General features: G+C 64.0%; 23 protein-coding genes and 3 tRNA genes. 7 read left to right on the top strand and 19 right to left on the bottom strand.

The genetic code is table 11. The features are described from left to right. Positions 1 to 792: 792 nt before the first annotated feature. Positions 793 to 2,673 (top strand): ABC transporter ATP-binding protein, encoded by a 1,881-nt coding sequence (locus LDZ21_RS04350; RefSeq protein WP_229753881.1) that lies wholly within the window; start codon positions 793 to 795, stop codon positions 2,671 to 2,673. A gap of 42 nt (positions 2,674 to 2,715) precedes the next feature. Here LDZ21_RS04350 and otsA read toward each other — a convergent pair whose 3' ends face one another. From otsA to LDZ21_RS04335, 3 genes are read right to left on the bottom strand one after another with little or no spacing between them, the layout of a single operon-like run. After that, the gene (otsA, locus tag LDZ21_RS04345; RefSeq protein ID WP_244794367.1) at positions 2,716 to 4,098 is read right to left on the bottom strand and encodes an alpha,alpha-trehalose-phosphate synthase (UDP-forming); all 1,383 of its coding nucleotides are present in this window, start codon (positions 4,096 to 4,098) and stop codon (positions 2,716 to 2,718) included. Next, a complete protein-coding gene (gene otsB / locus LDZ21_RS04340; protein WP_035959568.1) occupies positions 4,098 to 4,850 on the bottom strand; it encodes a trehalose-phosphatase in 753 nt (250 codons plus the stop codon). The genes otsA and otsB overlap by 1 nt, the downstream gene beginning before the upstream one ends. A gap of 58 nt (positions 4,851 to 4,908) precedes the next feature. Beyond that, positions 4,909 to 5,172, bottom strand: coding sequence for a hypothetical protein (locus tag LDZ21_RS04335; protein WP_244794867.1), 264 nt, complete (start codon positions 5,170 to 5,172; stop codon positions 4,909 to 4,911). Between LDZ21_RS04335 and LDZ21_RS04330 the strand changes: the two genes are divergently transcribed. Next, a complete protein-coding gene (locus LDZ21_RS04330) occupies positions 5,114 to 5,746 on the top strand; it encodes an SCO family protein (RefSeq protein ID WP_244794761.1) in 633 nt (210 codons plus the stop codon). The genes LDZ21_RS04335 and LDZ21_RS04330 overlap by 59 nt on opposite strands. 2 nt (positions 5,747 to 5,748) lie before the next feature. After that, positions 5,749 to 6,657 carry a cytochrome c oxidase assembly protein gene (locus tag LDZ21_RS04325; RefSeq protein ID WP_244794366.1) on the top strand — a complete coding sequence of 303 codons (909 nt, stop codon included), beginning with the start codon at positions 5,749 to 5,751 and terminating at the stop codon, positions 6,655 to 6,657. Here LDZ21_RS04325 and LDZ21_RS04320 read toward each other — a convergent pair. From LDZ21_RS04320 to uvrC, 6 genes are all read right to left on the bottom strand, one after another. Next, complete coding sequence (locus LDZ21_RS04320; protein WP_244794365.1) at positions 6,564 to 7,058, bottom strand: GNAT family N-acetyltransferase; 495 nt, start codon at positions 7,056 to 7,058, stop codon at positions 6,564 to 6,566. The two genes, LDZ21_RS04325 and LDZ21_RS04320, sit on opposite strands and share 94 nt — an antisense overlap. Before the next feature lie 108 nt (positions 7,059 to 7,166). Next, positions 7,167 to 7,240: transfer RNA gene (locus LDZ21_RS04315), tRNA-Cys, on the bottom strand. A 78-nt stretch (positions 7,241 to 7,318) separates the two neighbouring features. Next, positions 7,319 to 7,394 (bottom strand) — tRNA-Gly (locus LDZ21_RS04310). Between the two features lie 81 nt (positions 7,395 to 7,475). Next, positions 7,476 to 7,551 (bottom strand) — tRNA-Gly (locus tag LDZ21_RS04305). Between the two features lie 165 nt (positions 7,552 to 7,716). After that, on the bottom strand, positions 7,717 to 8,313 hold the full coding sequence (pgsA, locus tag LDZ21_RS04300; protein ID WP_035959573.1) for a CDP-diacylglycerol--glycerol-3-phosphate 3-phosphatidyltransferase: 597 nt from the start codon (positions 8,311 to 8,313) through the stop codon (positions 7,717 to 7,719). A 114-nt stretch (positions 8,314 to 8,427) separates the two neighbouring features. After that, a complete protein-coding gene (gene uvrC / locus LDZ21_RS04295) occupies positions 8,428 to 10,647 on the bottom strand; it encodes an excinuclease ABC subunit UvrC (RefSeq protein WP_244794364.1) in 2,220 nt (739 codons plus the stop codon). 110 nt (positions 10,648 to 10,757) lie between these two features. Here uvrC and earP point away from each other — a divergent pair, with 110 nt between their 5' ends. From earP to LDZ21_RS04275, 4 genes are all read left to right on the top strand, one after another. After that, positions 10,758 to 11,924, top strand: a complete 1,167-nt coding sequence (gene earP, locus LDZ21_RS04290) for an elongation factor P maturation arginine rhamnosyltransferase EarP (protein ID WP_244794363.1) — start codon at positions 10,758 to 10,760, stop codon at positions 11,922 to 11,924. A gap of 182 nt (positions 11,925 to 12,106) precedes the next feature. Then, positions 12,107 to 12,664, top strand: coding sequence for an elongation factor P (gene efp, locus LDZ21_RS04285; protein ID WP_035959576.1), 558 nt, complete (start codon positions 12,107 to 12,109; stop codon positions 12,662 to 12,664). A 307-nt stretch (positions 12,665 to 12,971) separates the two neighbouring features. After that, positions 12,972 to 13,307 (top strand): BON domain-containing protein, encoded by a 336-nt coding sequence (locus tag LDZ21_RS04280; RefSeq protein ID WP_244794362.1) that lies wholly within the window; start codon positions 12,972 to 12,974, stop codon positions 13,305 to 13,307. A 184-nt stretch (positions 13,308 to 13,491) separates the two neighbouring features. Then, positions 13,492 to 14,880, top strand: coding sequence for a sigma-54-dependent transcriptional regulator (locus LDZ21_RS04275; protein ID WP_244794361.1), 1,389 nt, complete (start codon positions 13,492 to 13,494; stop codon positions 14,878 to 14,880). A 75-nt stretch (positions 14,881 to 14,955) separates the two neighbouring features. On the opposite strand, the gene nagZ is transcribed toward LDZ21_RS04275, so the two are convergent. The 10 genes from nagZ to LDZ21_RS04225 all read right to left on the bottom strand — a co-directional run bounded on the left by nagZ (position 14,956) and on the right by LDZ21_RS04225 (position 24,951). Next, the gene (gene nagZ, locus LDZ21_RS04270) at positions 14,956 to 15,984 is read right to left on the bottom strand and encodes a beta-N-acetylhexosaminidase (RefSeq protein ID WP_244794360.1); all 1,029 of its coding nucleotides are present in this window, start codon (positions 15,982 to 15,984) and stop codon (positions 14,956 to 14,958) included. A 37-nt stretch (positions 15,985 to 16,021) separates the two neighbouring features. Beyond that, positions 16,022 to 16,426 carry a holo-ACP synthase gene (gene acpS, locus LDZ21_RS04265; RefSeq protein WP_035959581.1) on the bottom strand — a complete coding sequence of 135 codons (405 nt, stop codon included), beginning with the start codon at positions 16,424 to 16,426 and terminating at the stop codon, positions 16,022 to 16,024. Between the two features lie 10 nt (positions 16,427 to 16,436). Continuing rightward, positions 16,437 to 17,210 (bottom strand): pyridoxine 5'-phosphate synthase, encoded by a 774-nt coding sequence (gene pdxJ, locus LDZ21_RS04260; RefSeq protein ID WP_244794359.1) that lies wholly within the window; start codon positions 17,208 to 17,210, stop codon positions 16,437 to 16,439. Further along, the gene (recO, locus tag LDZ21_RS04255; protein WP_035959583.1) at positions 17,207 to 18,100 is read right to left on the bottom strand and encodes a DNA repair protein RecO; all 894 of its coding nucleotides are present in this window, start codon (positions 18,098 to 18,100) and stop codon (positions 17,207 to 17,209) included. Before recO ends, pdxJ begins: the two co-directional genes overlap by 4 nt. 16 nt (positions 18,101 to 18,116) lie before the next feature. After that, on the bottom strand, positions 18,117 to 19,016 hold the full coding sequence (gene era / locus LDZ21_RS04250; RefSeq protein ID WP_244794358.1) for a GTPase Era: 900 nt from the start codon (positions 19,014 to 19,016) through the stop codon (positions 18,117 to 18,119). 61 nt (positions 19,017 to 19,077) lie between these two features. Continuing rightward, positions 19,078 to 20,142: a ribonuclease III gene (gene rnc / locus LDZ21_RS04245; RefSeq protein WP_244794357.1), complete on the bottom strand. Its 1,065-nt coding sequence runs from the start codon at positions 20,140 to 20,142 to the stop codon at positions 19,078 to 19,080. Positions 20,143 to 20,283: 141 nt separating this feature from the next. Beyond that, entirely contained in the window at positions 20,284 to 21,177 is an 894-nt protein-coding gene (lepB, locus tag LDZ21_RS04240; RefSeq protein WP_244794356.1) for a signal peptidase I, read from the bottom strand. A gap of 60 nt (positions 21,178 to 21,237) precedes the next feature. Next, positions 21,238 to 23,028 (bottom strand): translation elongation factor 4, encoded by a 1,791-nt coding sequence (lepA, locus tag LDZ21_RS04235; protein ID WP_244794355.1) that lies wholly within the window; start codon positions 23,026 to 23,028, stop codon positions 21,238 to 21,240. 123 nt (positions 23,029 to 23,151) lie between these two features. Continuing rightward, on the bottom strand, positions 23,152 to 23,346 hold the full coding sequence (locus LDZ21_RS04230) for a glutaredoxin family protein (RefSeq protein WP_052005570.1): 195 nt from the start codon (positions 23,344 to 23,346) through the stop codon (positions 23,152 to 23,154). A 75-nt stretch (positions 23,347 to 23,421) separates the two neighbouring features. Then, positions 23,422 to 24,951 (bottom strand): DegQ family serine endoprotease, encoded by a 1,530-nt coding sequence (locus LDZ21_RS04225; protein ID WP_244794354.1) that lies wholly within the window; start codon positions 24,949 to 24,951, stop codon positions 23,422 to 23,424. Positions 24,952 to 24,958: the final 7 nt, after the last annotated feature.

Here is a 24,958-nt window from a genome sequence, read left to right as displayed (position 1 = left end):
TGTTTACGTCGGGAGCAATTCGCTCGCCTCGGGCGAAAGCGGCCGCCGCGCATTCGCCGCGGCGTGAAAGCTGGTGCTCGAGTGAAAAAGCGGGGTCGCCGATCACTGTTGGGCGCGACCTAAAACGAGCAAGTCAGAGACTACATCTCAAAAAGCGCCGCGCATGGAAATAACGCGCTTCTGCTCCGCAGGTTGACGGCTTCCTACAGAAAGCTGTCAAAAAAGGCAGAGGTCGAGCCGGGGCGGATTATGAAGCCTGGGCTGGCGGCGGCAAGCGGGGCATTTCAACTTATTTACCTTGTTACACGGGGGATACACTTTGGAAACCCCTGTTTATTAAGGTTGTTCTACATTGGAGCACGTGCCCTCGACGGCGCACGGGAGGCGCTTCGCGCTTTCGGCACCGTTGCAGCGCGCCTGGCGATGCTGGCGCGGCGCATGCTTTCGTCGTCGCTGTCGTGCAGGCGCTCCGGATTGCGAGCGCGGCCCCTTGTGGACTATTTCCACGCGTGGCTGCGCTCCATCGCAAAAAAGCGCGCATTGTGCTTACAATGCGCGCCCAAGCCCAAAGCTGTGTGCGTCGGTTCCATGCGAGCAGCAACGAAGCCCCGCTCGCTGAAACAACGACGGTTCGATGCCGGACGGAAGGAAAGTCCGCGCATCATTTGCCTGAACGACGTTCGCCTCTCCGGTTACTGGCTACAATTCAGCCAGTGAAGACGGCGCGTCGTCGCCGGGTTCGATGCGATCGCGCCGCGGCGGCGGACGCATCGAACAGGACGTGCAATGTGAATGGCATCGCCCCAGGACGCAGCACACGCTCAACCGCTTTACGACCAAAAAAGACCATTGGACCAACTCACCGTCTCCCAGCGTAACGCGCACAACGCGAAGCTCGCGAGCTACGCGAATCGCCCGCTTGCGTTCCTGATGCGCTATATCCGCCGGCATCCGGTCGCGCATGCCATCGTGCTCGCCAGCGTGTTCGCCGCAGTCGGTTGCGCGCTCGCATCGCAATATGCGATCAAGCATCTGATCGACGTGCTCAGCCAGGGGCGCGGCCATCCCGGTCCGCTCTGGGGCGCGTTCATGATCCTGGTCGGCCTGATCGCCGCCGACAACCTGCTCTGGCGGGTCGGCGGCTGGGTCGGCGCTCATGTGTTCGTGATCGTCACCGGCGATCTGCGCAAGGATCTCTTTTCCTATCTCTCCGGTCACTCGCCGACGTACTTCTCCGAGAAGCAGCCGGGGATGCTCGCAAGCCGCATCACGGCGACCTCGAACGCCATTTACACGTCCGAAAACGTGATGGCGTGGAACGTCCTCCCGCCCTGCATCGCGGTGCTGGGGGCGATCGTGATGATCGTCGCGGTGAATCCGCTGATGGCCGCCGGGCTGATGTGCTGTTCGCTGGTGCTCGCGTTCATCCTGTACCGGCTCGCGAAACGCGGGTCCGCGCGGCATCACAGCTTTGCGTCGAAGGCGGCGTCGGTCGACGGCGAGCTCGTCGACGTGATCGGCAATATGTCGCTCGTGCGCGCGTTCGGCATGACCTTCAACGAGCAGAAGCGCTTCGGCTCGACCGTGAAGGCCGAAATGGTCGCGCGCCAGCAGAGCCTGCTGTATCTGGAAAAGCTGCGCCTGTTCCACGCGGTCGTCACGGCGATCCTCTCCGCCGGGCTGCTCGGCTGGGCGCTGTGGCTGTGGTCGGAAGGCCGCGCCACTTCCGGCGATATCGTGCTCGTCAGCTCGCTCGGCTTCACGATTCTCCACGGCACCCGCGATCTCGCCGTCGCGCTCGTCGATGTGACCCAGCACGTCGCGCGTCTCGCCGAAGCCGTGCAGACGCTGCTCGAACCGCACGGCATGCCCGATCGCTCGGACGCGACGGAACTGGTGCCGCAAGGCGGGCGCGTCGATTTCGAAGGCGTCACGTTCGCGTATCCGCGCCGCCGTCCGATTCTCGACAACTTCCATCTGCATATCGAGCCGGGCCAGCGCGTCGGTCTGATCGGCAAGTCGGGCGCGGGCAAGTCCACCGTGCTGGCGCTGCTGCAACGCTTCTACGAGCCGCAGAAAGGCAGCATCAAGATCGACGGCCAGGATATCGCCACGATCACGCAGGACAGCCTGCGCCACGCGATCGCGCTGGTGCCGCAGGACATTTCGCTGTTCCATCGCACGGTGTTCGAGAACATCGCGTACGGGCGTCCGGAAGCGAGCCGCGAGGAAGTGCTCGCCGCCGCACGCGAGGCGCGCTGCACGGATTTCATCGAAGCGATGCCCGAAGGTTTCGATACGATCGTCGGCGATCGCGGCGTGAAGCTGTCGGGCGGCCAGCGGCAGCGCATCGCGATTGCGCGCGCCATTCTGAAGAACGCGCCGATCCTGCTGCTCGACGAAGCGACTTCCGCGCTCGACAGCGCATCGGAAGAAGCGATCCAGCAGGCGCTCGACCGGCTGATGGTCGGCCGCACGGTGATCGCGATCGCGCACCGTCTGTCGACGCTGCAGAACTTCGATCGCATCATCGTGATGAGCGCGGGCAAGGTCATCGACGACGGCTCGCCGCAAGAACTGCGCGAGCGGCCGGGGCTGTATCGCGAGTTGCTGGCGAAACAGCACGGCAAGCTGCCGTCCATCGTCGCGACGCCGCACAAGCAGCCGGCGTAAAAAGAAGCCGCGTTCTCGAAAGAAACGCGGCTTTTTTATCGCTTAGCGCGCCTTCAGATCGCGCAGGAAGTTATCGCGCCACACCGACACGTTGTTATCCCGCAGCAGCGCATACATGTCGCGATGCCTTGCGCGGCGCTCTTCCAGCGGCATTGCGAGCGCAGTGGCGAGCGCTTCCGCCATGCCGTCGATGTCGAGCGGATTCACGATCAACGCCGCTATCAGCTCACGCGCCGCGCCCGCGAATTGCGACAGCACGAGCACGCCGGGATCGTCCGGATCCTGCGCCGACACGTATTCCTTGGCGACGAGGTTCATGCCATCGCGCAGCGGCGTGACGAAGCCGACGTGCGCCTCGCGAAACAGCGCGGCAAGCACCGGCCGCTCGTACTGGCGATGGATATAGCGGATCGGCGTCCAGTCGAGCTCGGCGTATCGCCCGTTGATGCGGCCCGATTCCGCTTCCAGTTGCAAGCGGATATCGCGATAGGCGTCGACGTCCGAGCGCGTCGGCGGAGCGATCTGCAGAAACGACACGTTGTTGCGCTGCTGCGGATCGTGCTCCATCAGGCGCTCGAACGCGCGGAAACGCTCGACCAGTCCCTTCGAATAATCCAGCCGATCGACGCTCATCACGAGCTTGCGCTGGTGCAGCGTCGCCTTGACGGTCTGCACGTCGCGGCCGCTTTCGCCGTCTTTTGCCAGTGCACGGACTTCATCGGGATACACGCCGATCGGATACGCCGCCGCCTTCAGCGTCTTGCCGAACGCGCGCACCTCCACGGGCTTCGCCGTGTGCCGGGTGAGCGTGCCGCCCGCTTCGGTTTCGACGTAATCGCAAAACGCATGCAGATCAGGCTCCGTCTGGAAGCCGAGCAGATCAAACGCACACAGCGCCTCGACGAGTTCGCGATGACGCGGCACGCTCAGCAGAATCTGCGACGCCGGAAACGGGATATGCAGGAAAAACCCGATGCGGTTCGTCACGCCCAGCTCGCGCAGCGCCTGCGCGAACGGAATCAGATGATAGTCGTGGACCCAGATGACGTCATCGGGCCTGAGCAGCGGCGCAAGTTGCGCGGCGAGCCAGCGATTCACGCGGCAATAGCCGTCGTACTCTTCGCGATCGAATTCGATGAGATCCGGGCGATAGTGAAACGCGGGCCACAGCGTCGCGTTCGAAAAGCCGCGGTAGTACTGGTCGTAATCGCGGCGCACGAGACCGATGGTCGCGAACGTCACCGGCCCCTGCTCTTCCAGCTTTATCGCTTCGGGCGGCGCGGTGAGCACGTCGCCGCTCCAGCCGAACCACACGCCGCCGGTCTCCTTGAGCGCGTCGTAGACGCCGACCGCGAGCCCGCCCGCCGCCGGGCCACCTTCCGAAATCGGCGCAACCCGGTTCGACACGATGATCAGACGGCCCATCAGGCGTGCTTCCCGGCGGTGCCCGCGATCACTTGCAGCCAGTCGAGCAGCAATTCGACCGATTCGATGCGCGCCCGCGCGACGGTATCGCCCGCGCCGATCTTGATCGACAGGCCATCGAATTCGTTGACGACCGCGAAGCCCTTCTCGTCGGTGAGATCGTCGCCGATGAAGACGGGCTTGCGGCCCGTGAACGGCGGCTCGGCCATGAAGGCGCGCAACGCACGGCCTTTATCGACGCCCCTCGGCTTGATCTCGTACACCATCTTGCCCGGCTGAAGCACGTAGGCGTCGGCGTATTCCGCGACGAGACGCTCCGTGGCCGCGCGCGCGGCCGGCTCGCGCTCGGGCGCATTCCGGTAATGCAGCGCGAGCGCCGCGCCCTTGATTTCGAGCAGCATGCCAGGATTCGCGCTGACGACGCCTTCGAGCACGTGTTCCATGCGCAAGAGCCGCTCGTCGTGGAAGCCGATGCGCTGCACGTCGCCATTGGCGTCGCGCCGCTCCGCGCCGTGCATCCCGGCGACGGGCAGATCGGGCATCTGCAGGAACGAATCGATATTGTCGATGCCGCGTCCCGACACGACCGCGACCGCATTATTGGTCGCGCGCCGCAGCGACGCGAGGATGTCGGGCACCGAACGCGGCACGAAAATGCCGTCGGGCGTGGAAGCGAGTTCGACGAGTGTGCCGTCGAAATCGAAGAAGAACGCCGTCTCGGCAAGAGACAGGGAATCGGGAAGAATTTGCATCGATCTTTAGCCTGTGGTTTGCCTCGTGTGGCGCGAGCCGAAGCCGGAGGCGCGCATGTTACGTGCGCCAGCTTTCGATTTCCAACGCGCGCAACTTACGGATTCGCTTGTCCGGCTTTCGGCGAGCCTGAAGTATGCGGCAAATCGTCTCAAAAATAAGCCGCAGGATAGATGATGCGCCACCTCCGGCCTCGAAGACGTGTATTTTGCGATAGATGTTCATGCCATCAAACCCCCGCCGCACGCCGCTTTCACCCTTTTCGATGCACGCTTCGTTCCCTATCTCGCCGGTTTCGCGTGTTCTGCGCTGGCGCAGGTTCATCGCTCTCGTTTTGTTTTGGGCGCTGGCCGCGTGCTCGCGGCCGACCGAACCGTGGCATCTGACCGATGTCTCCGGGCATCTGCCCGACCTCGACTTCTCTCTCACCGATGACACCGGCGCGCACGTCACCGGCCGGTCTTTCGCGGGCCGCGCAACGCTCGTCTACTTCGGCTATACGCACTGCCCCGATGTCTGCCCGGAAACGATGGCGCGTCTCATGCAGGTGCTTCAGCAACTCGGGCCGGATGCCGACGCGGCGCGCATTGTGTTCGTTTCCGTCGATCCCGCCCGCGATACGCCCGCGCTCCTGCACGCGTATGTCCGCGCCTTCGACGACCGGCACGCCGTCGGACTGACAGGCGACGATCGCGCGATCGAAGCCATCGCGCAGCGTTATCGCGTGGCGTATCAGATGGAGAAGCGCGATCCGAACGGCGCATACGAAGTGACGCACAGTTCGGCGGTGTATATCTTCGATCGCGACGGCCACGCGCGCGTGCTCGCCGCGGACAGCGATTCGATCGACGCCATCGCCGCCGATCTGCGCCGCGTCATTCACGCGAAGGACGCCTGACGATGACGACGCTGCTCTACTGGCTCGATCCGTGGGAGCCGTCGCCGACGGTCGTGATCGCGATACTCGTCGCCGCCGTGCTGTTCGCGCGCGGCGCACGGCATGCGCGGGTGTCGATATCGCGGCGTATCGCGTTCTGGGCCGGATTGAGCGCGCTCTACGTGGCGCTGCATACGCGGCTCGATTACTTTTTCGAGCACGAGTTCTTCATGCATCGGCTGCAGCATCTGGTGCTGCATCACCTCGGGCCCTTCCTGATTGCGCTGTCGTATCCGGGGGCGGCGCTGCGCGCAGGCGTGCCGTTCGAATGGCGGCGGCGCTGGCTGCGTCCGGCCGCGCAGACTCGCGTCGCACGCACGATGTTCGATATCGTGTTCAATCCGGTTATCGCGCTGACGCTGTTCGTCGGGCTGATCTACTTCTGGCTGCTATCGCCGATTCACTTCAAGGCGATGCTCGATTACCGGCTCTATCGCGTAATGAACTGGAGCATGGTGATCGACGGCCTGCTCTTCTGGTGGCTCGTGCTCGACCCGCGTCCCGCGCCGCCCGCGCGGCTCGCGCCCGGCCGGCGCATTCTCGTAGTGATCGCCGCCATTCCGCCGCAGATCATGCTCGGCGCGTTCATCTTCTTCACGCCGCGCGAGCTGTATCCGATCTATTCGATTTGCGGCCGCGCGTTCACCTGGATCACGCCGATGCGCGATCAGCAGATCGGCGGACTCTTGCTCTGGATTCCCGGCTCGATGATGAGCGTGATCGGCGCGCTGATCGCGCTGCGCCACTGGCTGCGGTTGTCGGCGCGTGCGCGGTTGCGTCAGGAGTCGAAGCCGGGGCGGCGCATCCAGACATGCGGGATGCCATCTTCGTCATGCACCCCCGACGAAGCGACGAACCCGAACGCGCCGTAGAAGCGCTGCAAGTGCGCCTGCGCATGCAGGCTGATCGGCTGGTCGGGCCACTGCTTGAGGATTTCTTCGAGCGCGCGCTGAAGCATCGCGTTGCCGAGCTTCATGCGGCGAAAGCCGACGGTCGTCAGCACGCGGCCGATACGGACGTCCTTTTCCTTTTCGTCCGGATGACCCGGCAACAGCACGCGCAGATAGCCCGCGAGTTTCGGGCGCGTCTCGCCTTTGCCGTACGCCAGCAGATGCCATGCGTCGGTATCGAGCCCGTCGATATCGCCGTACACGCAGTTCTGCTCGACGACGAACACCGCGCTGCGTGCGGCGAGCATGTCGTAGACTTCGGCGGTGGTCAGGTCATCGAAGCGCTTCCAGCGCCACTCGAGGTCGGAGAGTTGGGTGGTCATCGTTGTAGGTATCGGAGGCCTTGCGGCGTGCCGCAATTATGCCGCGAGGCAGCCGGAGCAAAACGCCGCGGAAAAAGAAAAAGCCCTGACGAGTCAGGGCTTTTTAAGTGGAGGCGCGAACCGGAGTCGAACCGGTCTAAACGGCTTTGCAGGCCGCTGCATAACCGCTTTGCTATCGCGCCAAAAGCGGTGTGGCTTGCCAGCCAATCTGAGTCGGCCAGTCTACCAAACAAAAAGGGAAGCTTTGCTTCCCCTTTGACTGGAGCGGGAGACGAGGCTCGAACTCGCGACCTCAACCTTGGCAAGGTTGCGCTCTACCAACTGAGCTACTCCCGCATATCCTGCGCTGCTACTGCCTTTCCGATGCCGCTTCGCCGACCGAACCGATGAGCGCTGCTCACACCGAAACTTTCAAACTGGAGCGGGAGACGAGGCTCGAACTCGCGACCTCAACCTTGGCAAGGTTGCGCTCTACCAACTGAGCTACTCCCGCATTTGCTGCTTATTTACTGCTTAACTGACTGCTTCGCTTCCTTGCTGCTCCGCGTCGCGCATCAGAGAAACGAGATTATGTAGAAGCCAAAGAGACCTGTCAACTGTTTTGTCTGCGGTTTTTTCGGCTTCGACGCAATTTTTTGCGCTTACCCTGCCGACTGTTTCAAAGCATGCCGCCGCGCTCGCGAATCTGCGGCCAGGCCAGCTTCATGTAGTAGAACATCGACCAGACGGTGAGAAACGCCGCGACATTGATAAGCCACAAACCCCACACGCGCGAGTCGAGCACCCACTGCGTGCCCGGGATATTCAGGCGGCCGTAGAACAGCAGCATCGGAATGGCGACCATCTGGCAGACCGTCTTGAACTTGCCGAGCGAATTCACCGCCACGCTCTTCGATGCGCCGATCTGCGCCATCCATTCACGCAGCGCCGAAATGGTGATCTCGCGTCCGACGATCACGAGCGCGATCACCGCGTTGAGCCGCGCGCTCTGCACAAGCACGAGCAGCGCGGCGGTGACCATCAGCTTGTCGGCGACCGGATCGAGAAATGCGCCGAACGCCGACGTCTGATTGAGCTTGCGCGCGAGGAAGCCGTCGAACCAATCGGTGAGCGCAGCGAGCACGAATATGACCATCGCGAGCAGGTTGCGATGCTCGAGGCTCAACATCATGTCCGGCAGATAGAACACGCCCACGACGAGCGGAATCAGCACGATTCGCAGCCACGTCAGGAAGATCGGTAGGTTGAACGGCATGGGCGAAAGTGAGATCGAGTGCGTGAGGGGTTGGAGGCGCCATTGTGCCGCGTCGATCCGACGCTCACAAGGCGCGGCTGAAGGCCCCGAAGCGGCGCGCAGCGGGGCCGCTCGTCAATGCAACTGCCGGTAAATCTGCTGTGCAAGCGCAAGCGATATGCCCTCGACGCTCGCCAGGTCCTCGACGCTCGCCGCCTGCACGCCGCGCAAGCCGCCGAACCGCGACAACAGGCGCTGACGCCGCTTCGCGCCGACGCCTTCGAGTTCTTCCAGCCGCGATGTCTGGCGCGTCTTCGCCCGCTTCGCCCGCATGCCGGTAATCGCAAAGCGGTGCGCTTCATCGCGGATTTGAGCGACCAGCATTAGCGCCGCGCTTTCCTTGCCGAGCTCGAGCGCGGGACGGCCGTCCGCGAAGATCAGCGTTTCGAGGCCGACCTTGCGCCCCTCGCCCTTCGCGACGCCCACCAGCATGCCATGGTCGAGCCCAAGCTCCGAAAACACCTGCCGCGCGATTTCCACCTGCCCCTTGCCGCCGTCGATCAGCACGATATTCGGCAGCGTGCCGCCCGCGGCCACGGCCGGCGCGGCGTCGGGCGTGACGTTGGGATCGGCGGCGTCATCCGGCTGCATCGTCGCGGCTTCCTCGTTCGCGTTCGCCGCCGCCTGCGCGACCATCTTCTCGTAGCGGCGCGTGAGCACCTGGCGCATCGCGGCGTAATCGTCGCCGGGCGTGATGCCGGTGATGTTGTAGCGCCGATATTCGCCCGACTGCATCTTGTGATGGTGATACACCACACACGACGCCTGCGTCGCCTCGCCCATCGTATGGCTGATGTCGAAGCACTCGATGCGCATCAGCGCGAGGTCGTCCATGTCGAGCCCGAGCGTTTCCGCGAGCGAGCGCGTGCGCGCCTGCTGCGAGCCCTGCTCCGACAAAAGACGCGCGAGCGCGAGTTTCGCGTTCTGTTCGGCCATCGACAGCCAGACGCGCTTCTGACCTTGCGGCTGACGCAGCAGCGTGACCTTGTGCCCGGCCTGCTCCATCAGCAGATCGACGAGTTCGCGGCTCGCCGGAGCATGACTCACGACGAGCACCGGCGGCACGCGATTGCCGATGTAGTGCTGCGCCATGAACGCTTCCAGCACTTCGGATTCGAGCGCGCCTTCGCGCGCGGCGGGTTCGGTCTCGTCTTCGACGTCCAGTTGAGCTTCGACGCGGGCCGCGTCCGCATCGCCTTCCGTCGTCAACTGCACGCCGTCTTCCGCCTGCGCCTCGTCTCGTGCGGCATTCGCGATCGCTTCGATTTCCGGCGCGGGAACATCGACGAGTGCTGTCGCGTCCGCTCCGACGGCTCCGACGGCTTCGACGGCTTCGACGGTTTCGTCGTCTTCGAGGCCCGTTTCGTCGTCTTCGAGGCCGGTTTCGTCGTCCTCGGGAAGCGGCATCGCGCTTTCCACGTGCGCCGGGAAATACGCCTTGTCACCGAGATGGCGGCCGCCGCGCACCATCGCCAGATTCACGCACACCTTCCCGCCCAGCGCGACGACCGCGAGGATATCGACATCGCTTTCACCGCCGACTTCGATCGCCTGTTGATGCAGCACCGTCGACAGCGAACTCATCTGATTGCGCACCGCCGCCGCCTGCTCGAACTTCAGCTCGGCTGCGAACGCATGCATCTTTTCTTCCAGTTCTTTCATCACTTCGCCCTGCCGGCCAAGCAGAAAGCGCGACGCGTTCGATACATCGCGTGCGTAATCCTCTTTGGTGATGAGACCGGTACAAGGCGCGGTGCATCGCCCGATTTGATGCAGAAGACACGGACGCGTGCGGTTGCTGAACACCGAGTCCTCGCACGTGCGCAACTGGAACACGCGCTGCAAGATTTGAATGCTCTCGCGCACCGCCCAGGCGCTCGGAAACGGCCCGAAATACTGATTCTTCTTGTCGACCGCGCCGCGGTAATAAGCCATGCGCGGAAACGCGTGCCCGGTCAGCTTGAGGAACGGGTACGACTTGTCGTCGCGAAAGAGGATGTTGTAGCGCGGCGCGAGTGCCTTGATCAGGTTGTTCTCGAGCAGCAGCGCTTCGGCTTCAGAGCGCGTGACGGTCGTCTCGATCTTGCGGATGCGCGTGACCATCATCGCGATGCGCGGCGAATGCAGCGTCTTCGTGAAGTAGCTCGACACGCGTTTCTTCAGGTTGCGAGCCTTGCCGACGTAGAGCACGTTGCCGTCGCCGTCGTAATAGCGGTACACGCCCGGCAGATGCGGCAACTGCACAAGCGTCTTCTTCGGGTCGAAAGTCGGATCGGGGGCGTCGGTCTGAGTCATGCAGCGAATATCGTGACGGTGCGCGGAAGGGACAAGGCAGGCGGCGCACCGTGTCTTAGAATCGCCAGTTTAGAACATTACGACGCGGTCTCGCCGCCGCTCATGCCGCCATGTCCACGCCCCCGTCGCATCAAGCAGGCCCGGAACTCGCCTGCGACATCTTCTGCGCGGTCGTCGACAACTTCGGCGATATCGGCGTGTGCTGGCGGCTCGCGCGTCAGCTTCGCGCGGAGCACGGCTGGCGCGTGCGGCTCTTCGTGGACGATCTCGCCGTCTTCCACGCGCTGTGCCCCGCCGTCGATACGTCGCTCGCGCGGCAGGAAGCGGCGGGCGTCGTCATCGAACACTGGCGCGAGCCGGCGCATGCGGGCGACGCGCTCGAGATTGCCGATGTCGTCGTCGAAGCGTTCGCGTGCGAGATTCCGCACGCGTACATCGCCGCGATGGCGCGTCGCGAGCCGAAGCCCGTGTGGGTCAACCTCGAGTATCTGAGCGGCGAAGACTGGGTCGCCGATCTCCACCTGCGGCCGTCGCCGCATCCGCGCTATCCGCTCGAGAAGAGCTTCTTCTTCCCCGGCCTCGGCGCGGGCACGGGCGGCGTGCTGAAGGAGCGCGGCCTCGATGCCGCCCGCGAACGCTTCGATGCCGCGACGTGGTGGCGGGAGCGCGCGGGCATCGAGCGGCCCGACGAGGCATCGACGGTGATCTCGCTGTTCGCGTACGAGAACCCCGCCGTCGATGCGCTGCTCGCGCAGTGGCGCGATGGCGCGTCGCCCGTCGTGCTGCTGGTGCCGGAGGGGCGCATTTCCGGCGCGATCGCGCGCTTCTTCGGCCTGCCGAAGTTCGCTGCGGGAGCATCGGCGCGTGCGGGCGCGCTGCAGGCGCATGCGCTGGGTTTCGTCGAGCAGCCGCGTTTCGACGAACTGCTCTGGGCCGCCGATTTCAACTTCGTGCGCGGCGAAGACTCGTTCGTGCGCGCGCAATGGGCGCAAAAGCCGTTCGCGTGGCACATCTACCCGCAAGCCGACGACGCGCATCTGCCAAAACTCGATGCCGCCCTCGCCCATTACGCCAGCGGACTTTCGCCCTCGGCGCGGGATGCGATCAATCGCTTCTGGCATGCGTGGAACGGCGCGGGCACGCCGGACTGGGCGGATTTCCGGCGGCATCGGGGGGAATTCGAGGCGCGTGCGGCGCAGTGGGCCGATGAACTCGCGGACGTCGGCGATCTGGCGGGCAACCTCGTCGCGCACGTGGCTGCGCGCATGGGCGGCTGACACGGGCGCGCCTGCCCGGCGGCTGGCCAAATCAGCAAAAACTCAGTTAAAATAAGCGGTTATCCGAGCGCAGGCCGCAGTTTTGTTACCGCGGACGGCGCTCCACCTGAATCGATCTAATCCGCAGATCAGCAATCCACGGCAACACTGAAGCCAAATTCAATCGTAAGGACCCAGTTTTTATGAAGACCGCACAAGAACTCCGCGTCGGCAACGTCGTCATGATCGGTAACGATGCCATGGTCGTGCAGCGTGCCGAATACAACAAGTCCGGCCGTAACTCAGCGGTCGTGAAAATGAAGTTCAAGAACCTGCTGACGAACGCCGGCATGGAAACGGTCTACAAGGCCGACGACAAGTTCGACGTCGTCGTGCTCGAGCGCAAGGAAGTGACGTACTCGTACTTCGCGGACCCGATGTACGTCTTCATGGACGCCGACTACAACCAGTACGAAGTCGAAGCCGAAATGATGGGCGACGCGCTCCACTATCTCGAAGATGGCATGGCTTGCGAAGTCGTGTTCTACAACGAGAAGGCCATCTCGGTCGAACTGCCGACCACGCTGGTTCGCGAAATCGTCTACACGGAACCGGCCGTCAAGGGCGATACGTCGTCGGGCAAGGTGCTGAAGACCGCGAAGCTGCACACCGGCTTCGAACTGCAAGTGCCGCTCTTCTGCAACATCGGCGACAAGATCGAAATCGACACGCGCACGAACGAATACCGCAGCCGCGCCTGAAGCGGCATCGCGTAAGCCTTACGCCGGCCACGCCCGGCGCCGGGCGGCGGTGACGGAACCGCCGGTCAAGGCTGTCAATGAAAGCGCCCCATCGCGGGCGCTTTTTCTTTTGCATGAATTTTTTGACAAATTCAGGCAAACTTTACCGCTTGAAAGCAATGGTCTTGATGCAGCAAGCCGGCCCTTTCCTCGCCTATGTTGCTGTTTTTGTTGTAACTACATGGCCGTACCTTGCCGCGCGAGCTGGTTTTTACAATTTGGCACAATTCCTGCTTTATCCGCGCATCGGGACTAAACACGGCACCAGATGCACTTCCAGCGCTTTCGCTTTGGCCAGTGGCCGATCGTTGCGGCGCTTGCGCTGCCTGCTTTCGCGTTGACGGCGGGATGCCAGTCCGCCGCGACCGGCGAGCCGGCCGCAGATTACGCATCGGACGCCTCGGTGACCGCGCGCGTGAAAGCGGCATTGCTTGCCGATCCGGGATTGAAATCGCTCGCGGTCAGCGTGGCGACTTATCGCGGTGTCGTTCAGTTGTCCGGTAACGTGAATTCGGAGGAACAGATTCAGAAGGCCGTCGCCGTAACCCGCAGCGTGTCGGGCGTGCAATCCATCAGCAACGATCTGCACATCAAGCCGCAATGACGCAGTAGTCGATACCCAAGCGCAGGACAAGAACAAACCGCAGCGGGATCCAACGCGCCGCGCAGTCGAAGCATGACAACGCGCCGCAGCCCGCCCACGAGCGCCCGAGTTCCAAGCATCGCCCTTGACCGGCGACGCATGCTGCAACGGCAATTACAGTCTCTTTTGATACGTTGTGTCTGCCATGCCACACGCACTGATTGTCGAAGACGATCCCAACAGCCTGTCCGGCCTGTCCGCGATCCTGTCGGCGGACGGCTTTTCCGTCGATACCGCGACCACGCTCGCCGAGGCGCGCGCCGCGCTGACGCGCTTCATCCCCGATGTCGTACTGATCGACCTCAACCTGCCCGACGGCAGCGGCCTCGATCTGCTGCCGAGCCTGCCGTCGCAACCGCCTGACGGAGCGCTGCCCGTCATCGTGATGACCGGTAACGCGACGGTCGAAAGCGCGATCGAAGGGTTGCGGCACGGCATCTGGGATTACTTGCTGAAGCCGGTCAACATCCCGCGTTTGCGCAGCCTGCTCGCGCGGATTCCGCGTCCCTACGAGCTGACCGAGGAAGTGCAGTCGCTGCGTTCGACGCTGCGCGAGCTCGGCCATTTCGGCGAGATGCTCGGCCGCAGCGCGGTCATGCAGCAGGTCTACGACCAGATCGAGCACACCGCGCCGACCGAAGCCGCCGTGCTGATCTGCGGCGAGCCGGGCACGGGCAAGAAGCTGGCGGCGCGCACCATTCACCAGTTGAGCCGCCGCCGCAAGGGACCGTTCGTGAGCTTCGACTGCTCGACCGCGCGCGCTGACGGCACGCACCGCTCGATGGAAAGCATCCTCTTCGGCCACGAGCGCAATGCGTTCGCGGGCGCGGAGAATCGCGAGCCGGGCCTGCTCGAGCAATCCGGCGGCGGCACGCTGTTCCTCGACCAGATCGATTCATTGCCCGCCCCCCAGCAGGAAGCGCTGTTGCGCGCGCTCGATTCGCAGACGTTCATGCGCGTCGGCGGCAGCAATCGCATCATGACCGACTTCCGCCTGATCGCATCGTCGCGCACGCCGGCGCGCGATGCCGTGACGAGCGGCGCGCTGCGCGAGGACCTGTTCCAGCGGCTGTCCGCGTCGTCGATCGTGCTGCCGCCGCTGCGCGAACGCGACGACGACATCGCGCTGATGGCCGAGCAATTCGTCGATGAACTCAATCGCGAGAATCACATCGCCGGAATCACGAGCGGCTCGCCGAAGCGCATCAGCCCGTCGTTCCTGCGCGAGTGCATCGCGAATGACTGGCCGGGCAACGTGCGCGAAATGCGGGATCGCGTGCGGCGCGCGTACCACGCATCGGGCGAGACGATCGAAACATTGCGCGCCGACGAGCAAGGCGGTCCGGGCGGGCGCGGCCTCAACGGCAGCAGCGTGCAGGTGACCGTCGGCACGGCGCTCGCGGATGTCGAAGACATGCTGATTCGCGCGACGCTCGAAGCGGTCGGCGGGACGCGGCATCGCGCGGCGACGCTGCTTGGCATCAGCCCGAAGACGCTCTACAACAAGCTGCAGCGGATGAAGCTGGAACCGTAGGCTTTACAGCCGCCAAAAAAGAACGCCACGGCAGTTCGCATGCCGTGGCGTTTTTTTGTGTCCATCCGACGGACTTCAGCTCAACGCGCTCGCGATCAACGTCCGGGCCGCCTGATATTCCGGCTGATTCTGCAGCTTGCTCCAGCGCAACGCCTTGCCGCGCGGACGCATCTGCCGGATGCGCTGCTGCGATGCCTTCGACGGCGTAAAGCGCAGTTGCTCCAGCACCTTGCCCGCCTCCTCCGGCTGATTGCAGATCAGCACCATGTCGCAGCCCGCCGTCAGCGCGGCCGTCGCGGCTTCGGTAAGCGTGCCGCCCGCGCGCGCAGCTTCCATCGAGAGATCATCGCTGAAGATTGCGCCGTTGAAGCCCAGCTTGCCGCGCAGGATGTCCTGCAGCCAGATGCGCGAAAAGCCGGCGGGCTTCTCGTCGACTTGCGTGTAGATCACGTGCGCCGGAATCACCGACGCAAGCGACAGCCCGAGCCAGTCGTAGGGACGCACGTCGGCGGCGAGGATTTCATCGAGCGGGCGATCGTCGGTCGGCAGCGCGACATGCGAATCCGCCGATGCGAAGCCGTGCCCCGGAAAGTGCTTGCCGCAGTTCGCCATGCCGGCGAGCGCGAGGCCGTGATTCAGGCTCTTGGCCAGCATCGTCACGACGCGCGGATCGCTGTGCAGCGCGCGATCGCCGATCACCTGCGACTGGCCGTAGTCGAGATCGAGCACCGGCGTAAAGCTCATGTCGATGCCGCACGCGCGCAACTCCGACGCGAGCACGTAGCCGAACGCAGTCGCCGCTTTGGTGGCTGCGAGCACGTCCTTGTCCCACAACGCGCCGAGCTTGCCGGGCGCGGGCAGCACCGTGAAGCCATCGGTGCGGAAGCGCTGCACGCGCCCGCCTTCGTGATCGACGGCGATCAGGATGTCATCGCGCACCGCGCGGATCGCATCGGTCAGCGCGACGAGCTGCGCGCGGTCCTCGAAATGGCGCTTGAAGAGGATGATGCCGCCCGTCATCGGATGCGTGAGGCGCTCGATATCCGCGTCAGAGAGCGTCGTGCCGGCGACGTCGAGCATGACGGGGCCGGGAATGCGTTTCATCGGATTCAATTGGTTTTCTTGGGTGGTGGTTGTGCTGTCACGCCTTGTCCGCGACTTCCGCGACGACGAAGGTCACCGCGTAGTCACGCTCGTCGGTGACGGTAACTTGCGCGGTGATGCCGCGTTGCGCGAGCCATTCGGCCAGTTCGCCCGACGCCACGACGACCGGCTTGCCGCTCGGCTCGTTGAGCGTCTGCAGCGCGCGCCATGTCATCGGCCAGCGCATGCCGAGGCCGATCGCCTTCGAGAACGCTTCCTTGGCGGAAAAGCGCGTCGCGAGAAACGCGAGACCGCGCACTTCCGAGCGGGCGCGGCGTGCGTGATAGATGCGCAGTTCGTCGGGGCCGAGCACTTTCTCGGCGAAGCGCCCTTTCGTGCGCTCCATGACCGCCGCGACGCGGCTTACTTGCACGAGGTCCGTGCCGATTCCGTAGATCGCCATGATGCCGCGCTCAGCGTTTCGTTTGCGACGCGAGCCGCGATGCGACCATGATGGCCTTCATCTCGCGCACGGCGTTGTCCCAGCCGGCGAAGATCGCGTGCGCGACGATCGCATGGCCGATGTTCAGTTCGACGATGCCATCGAGCGCGGCGATCGGCTGCACGTTCGTATAGTGCAGGCCGTGTCCAGCGTTGACCTTCAGCCCGAGCGAATTGCCGAAATCGACGCTCTTCGCGACGCGCTCGAATTCGCGCTGCTGCGCGGCTTCGTCGTGGGCTTCGGCATAACGGCCCGTATGCAGTTCGATGACCGGCGCCTGCGCTTCCGTCGCCGCGCGAATCTGCGTCTCGTCGGGATCGATGAACAGCGACACGCGAATGCCCGCATCGGCCAGTTGTTTGCACGCGGCCTTCACCGATTCGAACTGGCCAGCGACGTCGAGGCCGCCTTCGGTCGTCAGCTCCTGGCGCTTCTCCGGCACGAGGCAGACATCGTGCGGCTTGATCTCGCACGCGATGTCGAGCATCTCGCGCGTCACCGCGCATTCGAGGTTCATCCGCGTCCTGAGGAGCGGTCGCAGCGTGCGTACATCGGCATCGACGATATGACGGCGATCCTCGCGCAAATGCAGCGTGATCGCGTCGGCGCCTGCTTCCTCGGCGGCGAGCGCGGCGCGGATCGGATCGGGATAAGACGTGCCGCGTGCATTGCGCAAGGTGGCGACGTGATCGATGTTCACGCCGAGATCGATCACGCTCGCGGGCGATGAGAGAAAGAAGCTCATAGATTTTGCAGGTCGATCAGAATCTGACGGGTGGCGAGCGGCGCGCCGCCCAGGTGATAGTTCAGCAGGAAGCGCATCAGCGTCTTGCTTTGCACGGCGGTCTGGGCGCTGCCGTAGTCGTCGCGCTCCATGTCGATCAGCGTCTGCCCGGCGATGACCGGCCATTGCGGAGGAAAATCGTCGGACGCTTCGCGCACGCCCCGTTCCGGATCGAACGTGTAGCGGCCTTCCGCGACCACACTCTCGCGTGTGACCGTGCGCGTGAGCGCCATCGCATAACCGGTTTCGCGCAACAGCACGCGCTCGAACGAGCGCAGCACCTGGACCGCCGGTTCGCCATGCGCGAGGCGCGAGAGCGTCAGCACGTAGTGATTGAAAAGCGCGGGATGCGCGTCCTCGCGGGCGCAGAACTTCACGAGCAGTTCGTTGACATAGAAGCCGCAGAGCAGCGCGTCGCCGGTCAAAGGCAGCATGCCGCCGACCCATTCCGCCGTGGTCAGCGTGCGGACTTCGCCCTTGCCCGTCCACGAGAGCCCGAGCGGCTGAAAGGTCTGCAGCACGCCGCGCAGCGCGGAGTGCGGACGCTTCGCGCCCTTCGCGACGAGCGCGATACGCCCGTGATCGCGCGAGAAGACATCGATGACGAGACTCGTCTCGCGATAGGGATAGCTATGCAGCACGAAGCCCGGCTGTTCGTTGACGCGAAAGTCCGAGCGCGGCGCGGCGCGCGGTTTCGGCTTGTCCGCGCCGCCGGTGGCGGACGAAGGCGCGCGGCGGCGCTTCGCCACGGCCCGCGCGGGCCGCTCGGGTTGCGCGGTGGCGTCGAAGTCGTCGTCAGGACGACCGTCGGCGGGCGGAGTCATCCACGCGTCGCTGGTGCCGGCGTCCATGATTTCGGTCCATGCGTCATTCGTAACCGTATGCGCGCAAGCCTGCTTCGTTGTCCGCCCAGCCGCTCTTCACCTTGACGAAGGTTTCGAGATACACGGGGCCGTCGAAAAGCTTCTCCATGTCGAGCCGCGCCTCGGTGCTGATCTGCTTCAGTTTCGCGCCCTTCTGCCCGATGATCATCGCCTTGTGTCCGTCGCGGTCGACGAGAATCGTCGCGAACACGCGGCGCAGGCGGCCTTCGGTTTCGAATTTGTCGATGAGCACGGTGCTCGTGTACGGCAACTCGTCGCCGGTCCAGCGGAAGACTTTCTCGCGCAGGATCTCGGCGGCGAGGAACCGCTCGCTGCGGTCGGTGAGGTCGTCTTCGCCGTAGATCGGCTCGCCTTCCGGCAGATACGGCTTGATTACCGACATCAGGCGCTTGATGTCCTCCGGATGCTTCGCCGCCAGCGGCACGATCTCGCGAAACTCGCGCAACGCCGACATCTGCTGCATGAACGGAAAGAGCGAATCTTTATCGCCGACGCGGTCGAGCTTGTTCGCGATCAAAAGCGTGGGCGTGCCGGCCGGAATGAGGTCGAGCACCCGCTGATCATCAGGGCCGAAGCGGCCCGCTTCGATGACGAAGAGAATCGCATCGACCGAACTGAGCGTCGACGTCACCGCGCGATTCAGCGAGCGGTTGAGCGCGCCGCTGTGGCGCGTCTGGAAGCCGGGGGTATCGACGAAGATGTACTGCGCGTCGTCGATCGTGTTGATGCCGGTGATGCGATGGCGCGTCGTCTGCGCCTTGCGCGAGGTGATGCTCACCTTCTGGCCGACGAGCGCGTTCATGAGCGTCGATTTGCCGACGTTGGGCCGGCCGACGATGGCAACCATGCCGCAGCGGAAACCGGAAGATGTGGGAGCGTTCATAGTGTGTGCAGCCTGGATTCGTTGGCGCGTCTAAGCGAAAGACGCAATGCGCGTGCGCGCGTCAGTGGCCGGCGTCGGCGGCGCGCACGACTCGGCTGGCCGGTGCGTCGGGACTCGCGCCGCTGTTCGTTTCGGACTCGCCGCGCTCCGTGGATGACTCTGCCGCTTCGCCCTTCGCCGCCTTCTCCGGACGATGAATCACGTGCCGTTCCGGCTTGTCGGCGGCGGCAAACGCCCCCGCGGACGGTTCGACGTGCGTCGCGCGGATCACGGCGAGCGGCGCGGTGTCGTGCGATTCGTCCGCCGCGTGGCTGCGCTGACGATCCCGCTCGCGCCGGTCCGGCGAGCGCAAATCGAGCGCGGCCTGCACGCCGATTCCGTCCGGCATCATGTCGCTCTGGGCGAGCTTCGCCGCCCGCGCACCCTTGCGCTTCGGCTTCACGCCGAGCGACGGCGCGGCGGCGGCCACCTCGTCGAGCGCCTTTTTCGCCGCGGCCTGTTCCGCCGCACGACGGCTCGCGCCCGAGCCCGACACTTTCACGTCGAGCTTCGGCACCGAGCACTCGACTTCGAACTGCTGGTTGTGGGCAGCGCCATGCGTCGCCACGACCGTGTAAGTCGGCAGCGCGATCTTGTGTCCTTGCAGATATTCCTGCAGCAGCGTTTTCGCGTCCTTGCCGATGGTGCGCGGATCGATGTGATCGAGCACCGGCGTGTACAGCCGCTTGATGACGGTATGAGCGGCGTCGAAACCGCCATCGAGGAAGATGGCGCCGAAGATCGCTTCGAGGGTATCCGCGAGAATCGACGGGCGGCGGAAACCGCCGCTGCGTAATTCGCCTTCGCCGAGACGCAACTCTTCCGAGACGTTCAGCGCCTGCGCGATTTCATAAAGCGATTGCTGCTTGACCAGATTCGCCCGGACGCGCGACAGATCGCCTTCGTCGAGCTTGCCGAAACGCTGGAACAAAAGGGCAGCCACCACGCAATTGAGAACGGAATCGCCGAGAAATTCGAGCCGTTCGTTGTGCGTGGCGCTGTGACTGCGGTGGGTCATCGCCTGGCGCAGCAATTCCGCATTGCGAAATTCGTACCGCAGCCGGCTTTCCAACGGAGAAGAGGGCATGGACAGAGTATAACGCGCCCGCCAAGGCGGCTGATTCCGCCCGGCGGGCCGGGAAAACGCGTGGCGAGACGGTGTTAGCCGCGCTTCTTCACGCCGTTTCGAAGCGCGCGCCGACGGTGTGACGGCAGCGCGCGCAGTGCATCACTGGAACGAGCCGATGCGCTTCAGGTTGCTGAAGTTCATCCAGATGAAGAACGCGCGTCCGACGATGTTCTTGTCCGGCACGAAGCCCCAGTAGCGGCTGTCGGCGCTGTTGTCGCGGTTGTCGCCCATCATGAAGTAATGGCCCGGCGGCACCTTGCACGTCACGCCTTGCGCGTTGTAGACGCAGTTGTCGCGGTACGGGAAATCGTCCGCGCCGACGACGAACGGCGGCACTTGCGGATTGTTGAGGATGGCGTTCTTGCGGCCGTCCAGATCTTCGATGAACTGCTTCGCATAGCCGATGCGCTCGTCGTCGAAATAGTCCGGCAGCGGCGCTTCCGGCACGGGCTTGCCGTTGATCGTGAGCTGCTTGTTCTCGTACGCGACGGTATCGCCCGGCAGGCCGATCACGCGCTTGATGTAGTCGACCGATTCGTCCTTCGGATAGCGGAACACCACCACGTCGCCGCGCGTGAGCGGCTTGCCCTCGGTCAGCTTGGTGTTGGTGATCGGCAGGCGCAGGCCGTATTCGTACTTGTTCACGAGGATGAAGTCGCCGACCAGCAGCGTCGGCACCATCGAGCCCGACGGAATCTTGAACGGCTCGACGATGAACGAACGCACCACGAACACCGCGAGAATCACCGGAAAGAAGCTGGCCGTGTATTCGAGCCACCACGGCTGGCGCAGCCGCTCGTCGCGCAGGCGGGCGCGCGTTTCGGCCGCATTTTCATCGGCGAAGCGCTCGCCGACGCGTTCCTGCTGGCGGTCGAACTCGGCCACCGCGACTTCCGCCGCGCGGCGGCGTCCCGGCAGAAAGACCAGCTTGTCGAGCACCCATGCAATACCCGTCACCAGGACGAGGATCAAGAGAATCAGTGCGAAATTCATCAAACGCTTCCGGTTGTTATCGTCGGTTGTTGTTGTTCTGCGCCTCGCGGCGCGCGGACATCATTCGTCCACGCGGAGGATCGCGAGGAAGGCTTCCTGCGGAATCTCGACCGATCCGACCTGCTTCATGCGCTTCTTGCCCGCCTTCTGCTTTTCGAGCAGCTTTTTCTTGCGGCTGATGTCGCCGCCATAACACTTCGCGAGCACGTTCTTGCGCAACGCCTTGATGTTTTCACGAGCGATGATGTTCGAACCGATGGTCGCCTGAATCGCCACGTCGTACATCTGGCGCGGAATCAGCTCGCGCATCTTGGACGCCACTTCGCGGCCCCGATGCTGGCTTTGCGAACGGTGCACGATGACCGAAAGCGCATCGACCTTGTCGCCGTTGATGAGCATGTCGACTTTAACGACATCCGCCGCGCGATATTCCTTGAACTCGTAATCCATCGACGCGTAGCCGCGCGACGTCGACTTCAGTCGATCGAAGAAATCGAGCACGATTTCCGCCATCGGAATTTCATAGGTGAGTTGCACCTGGCGGCCGTGGTACTGCATGTTGATCTGCTGGCCGCGCTTGTTCGTACACAGCGTGATGACCGAGCCGACGTACTCCTGCGGCATGTACAGGTTCACCGTGACGATCGGTTCGCGCACTTCCTCGATCTTCGGCGGCTCCGGCATCTTCGCCGGATTCTCGACGGTGATCGTGGTGCCGTCGCGCTGCAGGACCTCGTAGATCACCGTTGGCGCCGTGGTGATGAGGTCCATGTCGAATTCGCGCTCGAGCCGCTCCTGCACGATTTCCATGTGCAGCAGACCGAGGAAGCCGCAGCGGAAGCCGAAGCCGAGCGCCTGCGAGACTTCCGGCTCGTATTGCAGCGAGGCGTCGTTCAGTTTCAGCTTTTCGAGCGATTCACGCAGCGCGTCGTACTGGTTCGCTTCGACCGGATAAAGGCCCGCGAACACCTGCGGCTTGACTTCCTTGAAGCCCGGCAACGCCTCTTGCGCCGGACGATTCGCGACCGTGACGGTATCGCCGACCTTCGCGGCCGTCAGTTCCTTGATGCCCGCGATCACGAAGCCCACCTGCCCCGCCGACAACTGCGAGAGGTTCGTGGACTTCGGTGCGAACACGCCGAGATGCTCGACCGGATACTGCGCGCCGGTCGCCATCATCTTGATCTTGTCTTTGGGCTTCAGCGTGCCGTTGACGATACGCACGAGCATCACGACGCCGACGTAATTGTCGAACCACGAGTCGATGATCAGCGCCTGCAGCGGCGCCTCCGTGTCGCCTTTGGGCGGCGGCACTTTCGCGATCAGCGATTCCAGCACGTCCGCGACCCCAAGCCCCGTTTTCGCGCTGCAATGCACGGCGTCGGTCGCGTCGATGCCGATCACGTCTTCGATTTCAGAGATCGCGTTGTCCGGGTTTGCAGCCGGCAGGTCGATTTTGTTCAGCACCGGCACGACTTCGACGCCGAGTTCGATCGCCGTGTAGCAATTGGCGACGGTTTGCGCCTCGACGCCCTGACTGGCGTCGACGACGAGCAGCGCGCCTTCGCACGCCGACAGCGAGCGGCTGACTTCGTAGGAGAAGTCGACGTGCCCGGGCGTGTCGATCAGATTGAGGTTGTAGACCTGGCCGTCGCGCGCCTTGTACGTCAATGCCGCCGTCTGCGCCTTGATCGTGATGCCGCGCTCGCGTTCCAGGTCCATCGAATCGAGCACCTGCGCTTCCATCTCACGATCGGAGAGCCCGCCGCACAACTGGATGATGCGGTCCGCGAGCGTCGACTTGCCGTGATCGATGTGCGCAATGATCGAGAAGTTACGAATATGATTCATTCAGTGCCGATCAAGCGAAAAAGGCGCGCCCTCACATACGCGGAGCACGCCTTGAAAATTTGGGGAAAACTTCTGCATTTTAGCCGAAAAGGGGGTGTACAGGCGTTTTCGGCGTCCGGCGGATCAACGGCCGCGTTTCTCTAAGGCCGCGTGGACGGCATTTTGGTCCAGCCGGTAATGGCACAACTCGACGCCGTCGAGCATCAGCACCGGCACGCGCTCGTTGTAGCGCGCTTCGAGATCCGCATCTTCGTCGATGTCGATCCATTCGATCGCCACGCCGAAGCGCGCGGCGATCGGCTCCAGCGCCGCGCGCATGTCCTCGCACAGATGACACCAGGCGCGCCCGTACAGGACGAAACGCGCGCCGCTCGCGTCACTCAACGCTGGACCTCACTTCTGCGACGGCACGCGCGGGCGCAACGGCACGAACTGCGTGTTGTCGCCGCGACGCACGAGAACCGCGACCATTTTGCTCGCATCGAGATTCTGCGCGATGGCTTCGAACTGCTTGGCGCTCGTGATGTCCGTATCGCCGATCCGCATAATGATGTCGCCCTTCTGGAAGCCCGCGCGCGCGGCCGGTCCTTCGACCGCATCGACCAGCACGCCGCTCGTGAGCTTCAGCGCCTTTTTCTGTTCGGCGGAGAGATCGCTCACGGCAAGCCCGAGCGAGTTGCTCGCACGTTCCTTGGGCTGCGGGGCGCGGCGCTGTTCGGCCTTCGCGACCTTGTCCGGCTGCATCTCGGCAATGGTGATCGGGAGATCGCGCGACTGACCCTTGCGCCAGATCGTGACGGTTGCCTTCGAGCCCGGCTTGCTTTCGCCGACCATGCGCGGCAGATCAGTCGCCGTCTCGACGTTCGTCCCGTTGAACTTCAGGATGATGTCGCCCGGCTGAATCCCCGCCTTGTCCGCCGGACCGCCCGACTCGACGCTGCTGACGAGAGCGCCCTGCGCCTTCGGCAAGCCGAGCGAATCGGCGACGTCCTTCGTCACTTCGCCGATCGCCACCGCGATACGGCCGCGCACGACCTTGCCCGACGTCTTCAGTTGATCGGCGACGCGCATGGCTTCGTCGATCGGAATCGCAAACGAGATGCCCATGAAGCCGCCGGTGCGGCTGTAAATCTGCGAGTTGATGCCGATGACTTCGCCCGCCATGTTGATGAGCGGACCGCCTGAGTTGCCAGGGTTCACCGCGACATCGGTCTGGATGAACGGCAGGTAATCGCCCGTGTCGCGCCCCTTCGCGCTGACGATGCCCGCCGTCACCGTGTTGTCGAGGCCGAACGGCGAGCCGATCGCAAGCACCCATTCGCCGACGCGCACCTTGTTCGAATCGCCGATGGTGATCGCCGGCAGGCTCGACGCGCTGATCTTGACCACCGCGACGTCCGTGCGTTCGTCGACGCCGACGAGACGCGCCTTGAACTCGCGCTTGTCGGTCAGCGTGACGTAGATGGTGTCGGCGTCGTCGACGACGTGCGCGTTCGTCATCACGTAGCCGTCCGTCGACAGGATGAATCCCGAACCGACGCCGCTGCTCTGTTCCGAGTTGTCCTGGTTGTCATCGGGAGCGCTGCGGCTGCCGCCCTTGCCCTGATCGCCGCCGCCACCACCACCTCCACCGCCGCGCGGCGAGCCCGGCTGACCGGGCATCGGAATGCCGAAGAAGCGGCGGAAGAACTCGGACATGTCGCCGTCATCGAGACCGGGCGGCAGACCGCGCAGGTCGTTGGCGGTGCCGACGCGCGAGGTCGTGCGGATATTGACGACCGAAGGCCCGACTCGATCGACGAGCACGGTGAAATCCGGCAGGTTCACCGCTGGCGCCGCCGCCGCTGCCGTATGCGAGAGGAGCGGCAGGCACACGGCGAGCGCCGCGGCCGCGATGAACTTGCGCAGCGAGTAGTAGCTCATAGGCTGG

Source organism: Caballeronia grimmiae (genome assembly GCF_022879615.1).
Lineage (GTDB): Bacteria > Pseudomonadota > Gammaproteobacteria > Burkholderiales > Burkholderiaceae > Caballeronia > Caballeronia grimmiae.
This window is presented reverse-complemented; position numbering and strand designations above follow the sequence as displayed.

Bases quoted from the DNA above. Each gene is read 5' to 3' on its own strand.
- LDZ21_RS04350 (WP_229753881.1), top strand. From the start codon at position 793: ATGGCATCGCCCCAGGACGCAGCACACGCTCAACCGCTTTACGACCAA.
- otsA (WP_244794367.1), bottom strand. From the start codon at position 4,098: ATGGGCCGTCTGATCATCGTGTCGAACCGGGTTGCGCCGATTTCGGAA.
- otsB (WP_035959568.1), bottom strand. From the start codon at position 4,850: ATGCAAATTCTTCCCGATTCCCTGTCTCTTGCCGAGACGGCGTTCTTC.
- LDZ21_RS04330 (WP_244794761.1), top strand. From the start codon at position 5,114: ATGCACGCTTCGTTCCCTATCTCGCCGGTTTCGCGTGTTCTGCGCTGG.
- LDZ21_RS04335 (WP_244794867.1), bottom strand. From the start codon at position 5,172: ATGAACCTGCGCCAGCGCAGAACACGCGAAACCGGCGAGATAGGGAAC.
- LDZ21_RS04325 (WP_244794366.1), top strand. From the start codon at position 5,749: ATGACGACGCTGCTCTACTGGCTCGATCCGTGGGAGCCGTCGCCGACG.
- LDZ21_RS04320 (WP_244794365.1), bottom strand. From the start codon at position 7,058: ATGACCACCCAACTCTCCGACCTCGAGTGGCGCTGGAAGCGCTTCGAT.
- pgsA (WP_035959573.1), bottom strand. From the start codon at position 8,313: ATGCCGTTCAACCTACCGATCTTCCTGACGTGGCTGCGAATCGTGCTG.
- uvrC (WP_244794364.1), bottom strand. From the start codon at position 10,647: ATGACTCAGACCGACGCCCCCGATCCGACTTTCGACCCGAAGAAGACG.
- earP (WP_244794363.1), top strand. From the start codon at position 10,758: ATGTCCACGCCCCCGTCGCATCAAGCAGGCCCGGAACTCGCCTGCGAC.
- efp (WP_035959576.1), top strand. From the start codon at position 12,107: ATGAAGACCGCACAAGAACTCCGCGTCGGCAACGTCGTCATGATCGGT.
- LDZ21_RS04280 (WP_244794362.1), top strand. From the start codon at position 12,972: ATGCACTTCCAGCGCTTTCGCTTTGGCCAGTGGCCGATCGTTGCGGCG.
- LDZ21_RS04275 (WP_244794361.1), top strand. From the start codon at position 13,492: ATGCCACACGCACTGATTGTCGAAGACGATCCCAACAGCCTGTCCGGC.
- nagZ (WP_244794360.1), bottom strand. From the start codon at position 15,984: ATGAAACGCATTCCCGGCCCCGTCATGCTCGACGTCGCCGGCACGACG.
- acpS (WP_035959581.1), bottom strand. From the start codon at position 16,426: ATGGCGATCTACGGAATCGGCACGGACCTCGTGCAAGTAAGCCGCGTC.
- pdxJ (WP_244794359.1), bottom strand. From the start codon at position 17,210: ATGAGCTTCTTTCTCTCATCGCCCGCGAGCGTGATCGATCTCGGCGTG.
- recO (WP_035959583.1), bottom strand. From the start codon at position 18,100: ATGGACGCCGGCACCAGCGACGCGTGGATGACTCCGCCCGCCGACGGT.
- era (WP_244794358.1), bottom strand. From the start codon at position 19,016: ATGAACGCTCCCACATCTTCCGGTTTCCGCTGCGGCATGGTTGCCATC.
- rnc (WP_244794357.1), bottom strand. From the start codon at position 20,142: ATGCCCTCTTCTCCGTTGGAAAGCCGGCTGCGGTACGAATTTCGCAAT.
- lepB (WP_244794356.1), bottom strand. From the start codon at position 21,177: ATGAATTTCGCACTGATTCTCTTGATCCTCGTCCTGGTGACGGGTATT.
- lepA (WP_244794355.1), bottom strand. From the start codon at position 23,028: ATGAATCATATTCGTAACTTCTCGATCATTGCGCACATCGATCACGGC.
- LDZ21_RS04230 (WP_052005570.1), bottom strand. From the start codon at position 23,346: ATGCGCGCGGCGCTGGAGCCGATCGCCGCGCGCTTCGGCGTGGCGATC.
- LDZ21_RS04225 (WP_244794354.1), bottom strand. From the start codon at position 24,951: ATGAGCTACTACTCGCTGCGCAAGTTCATCGCGGCCGCGGCGCTCGCC.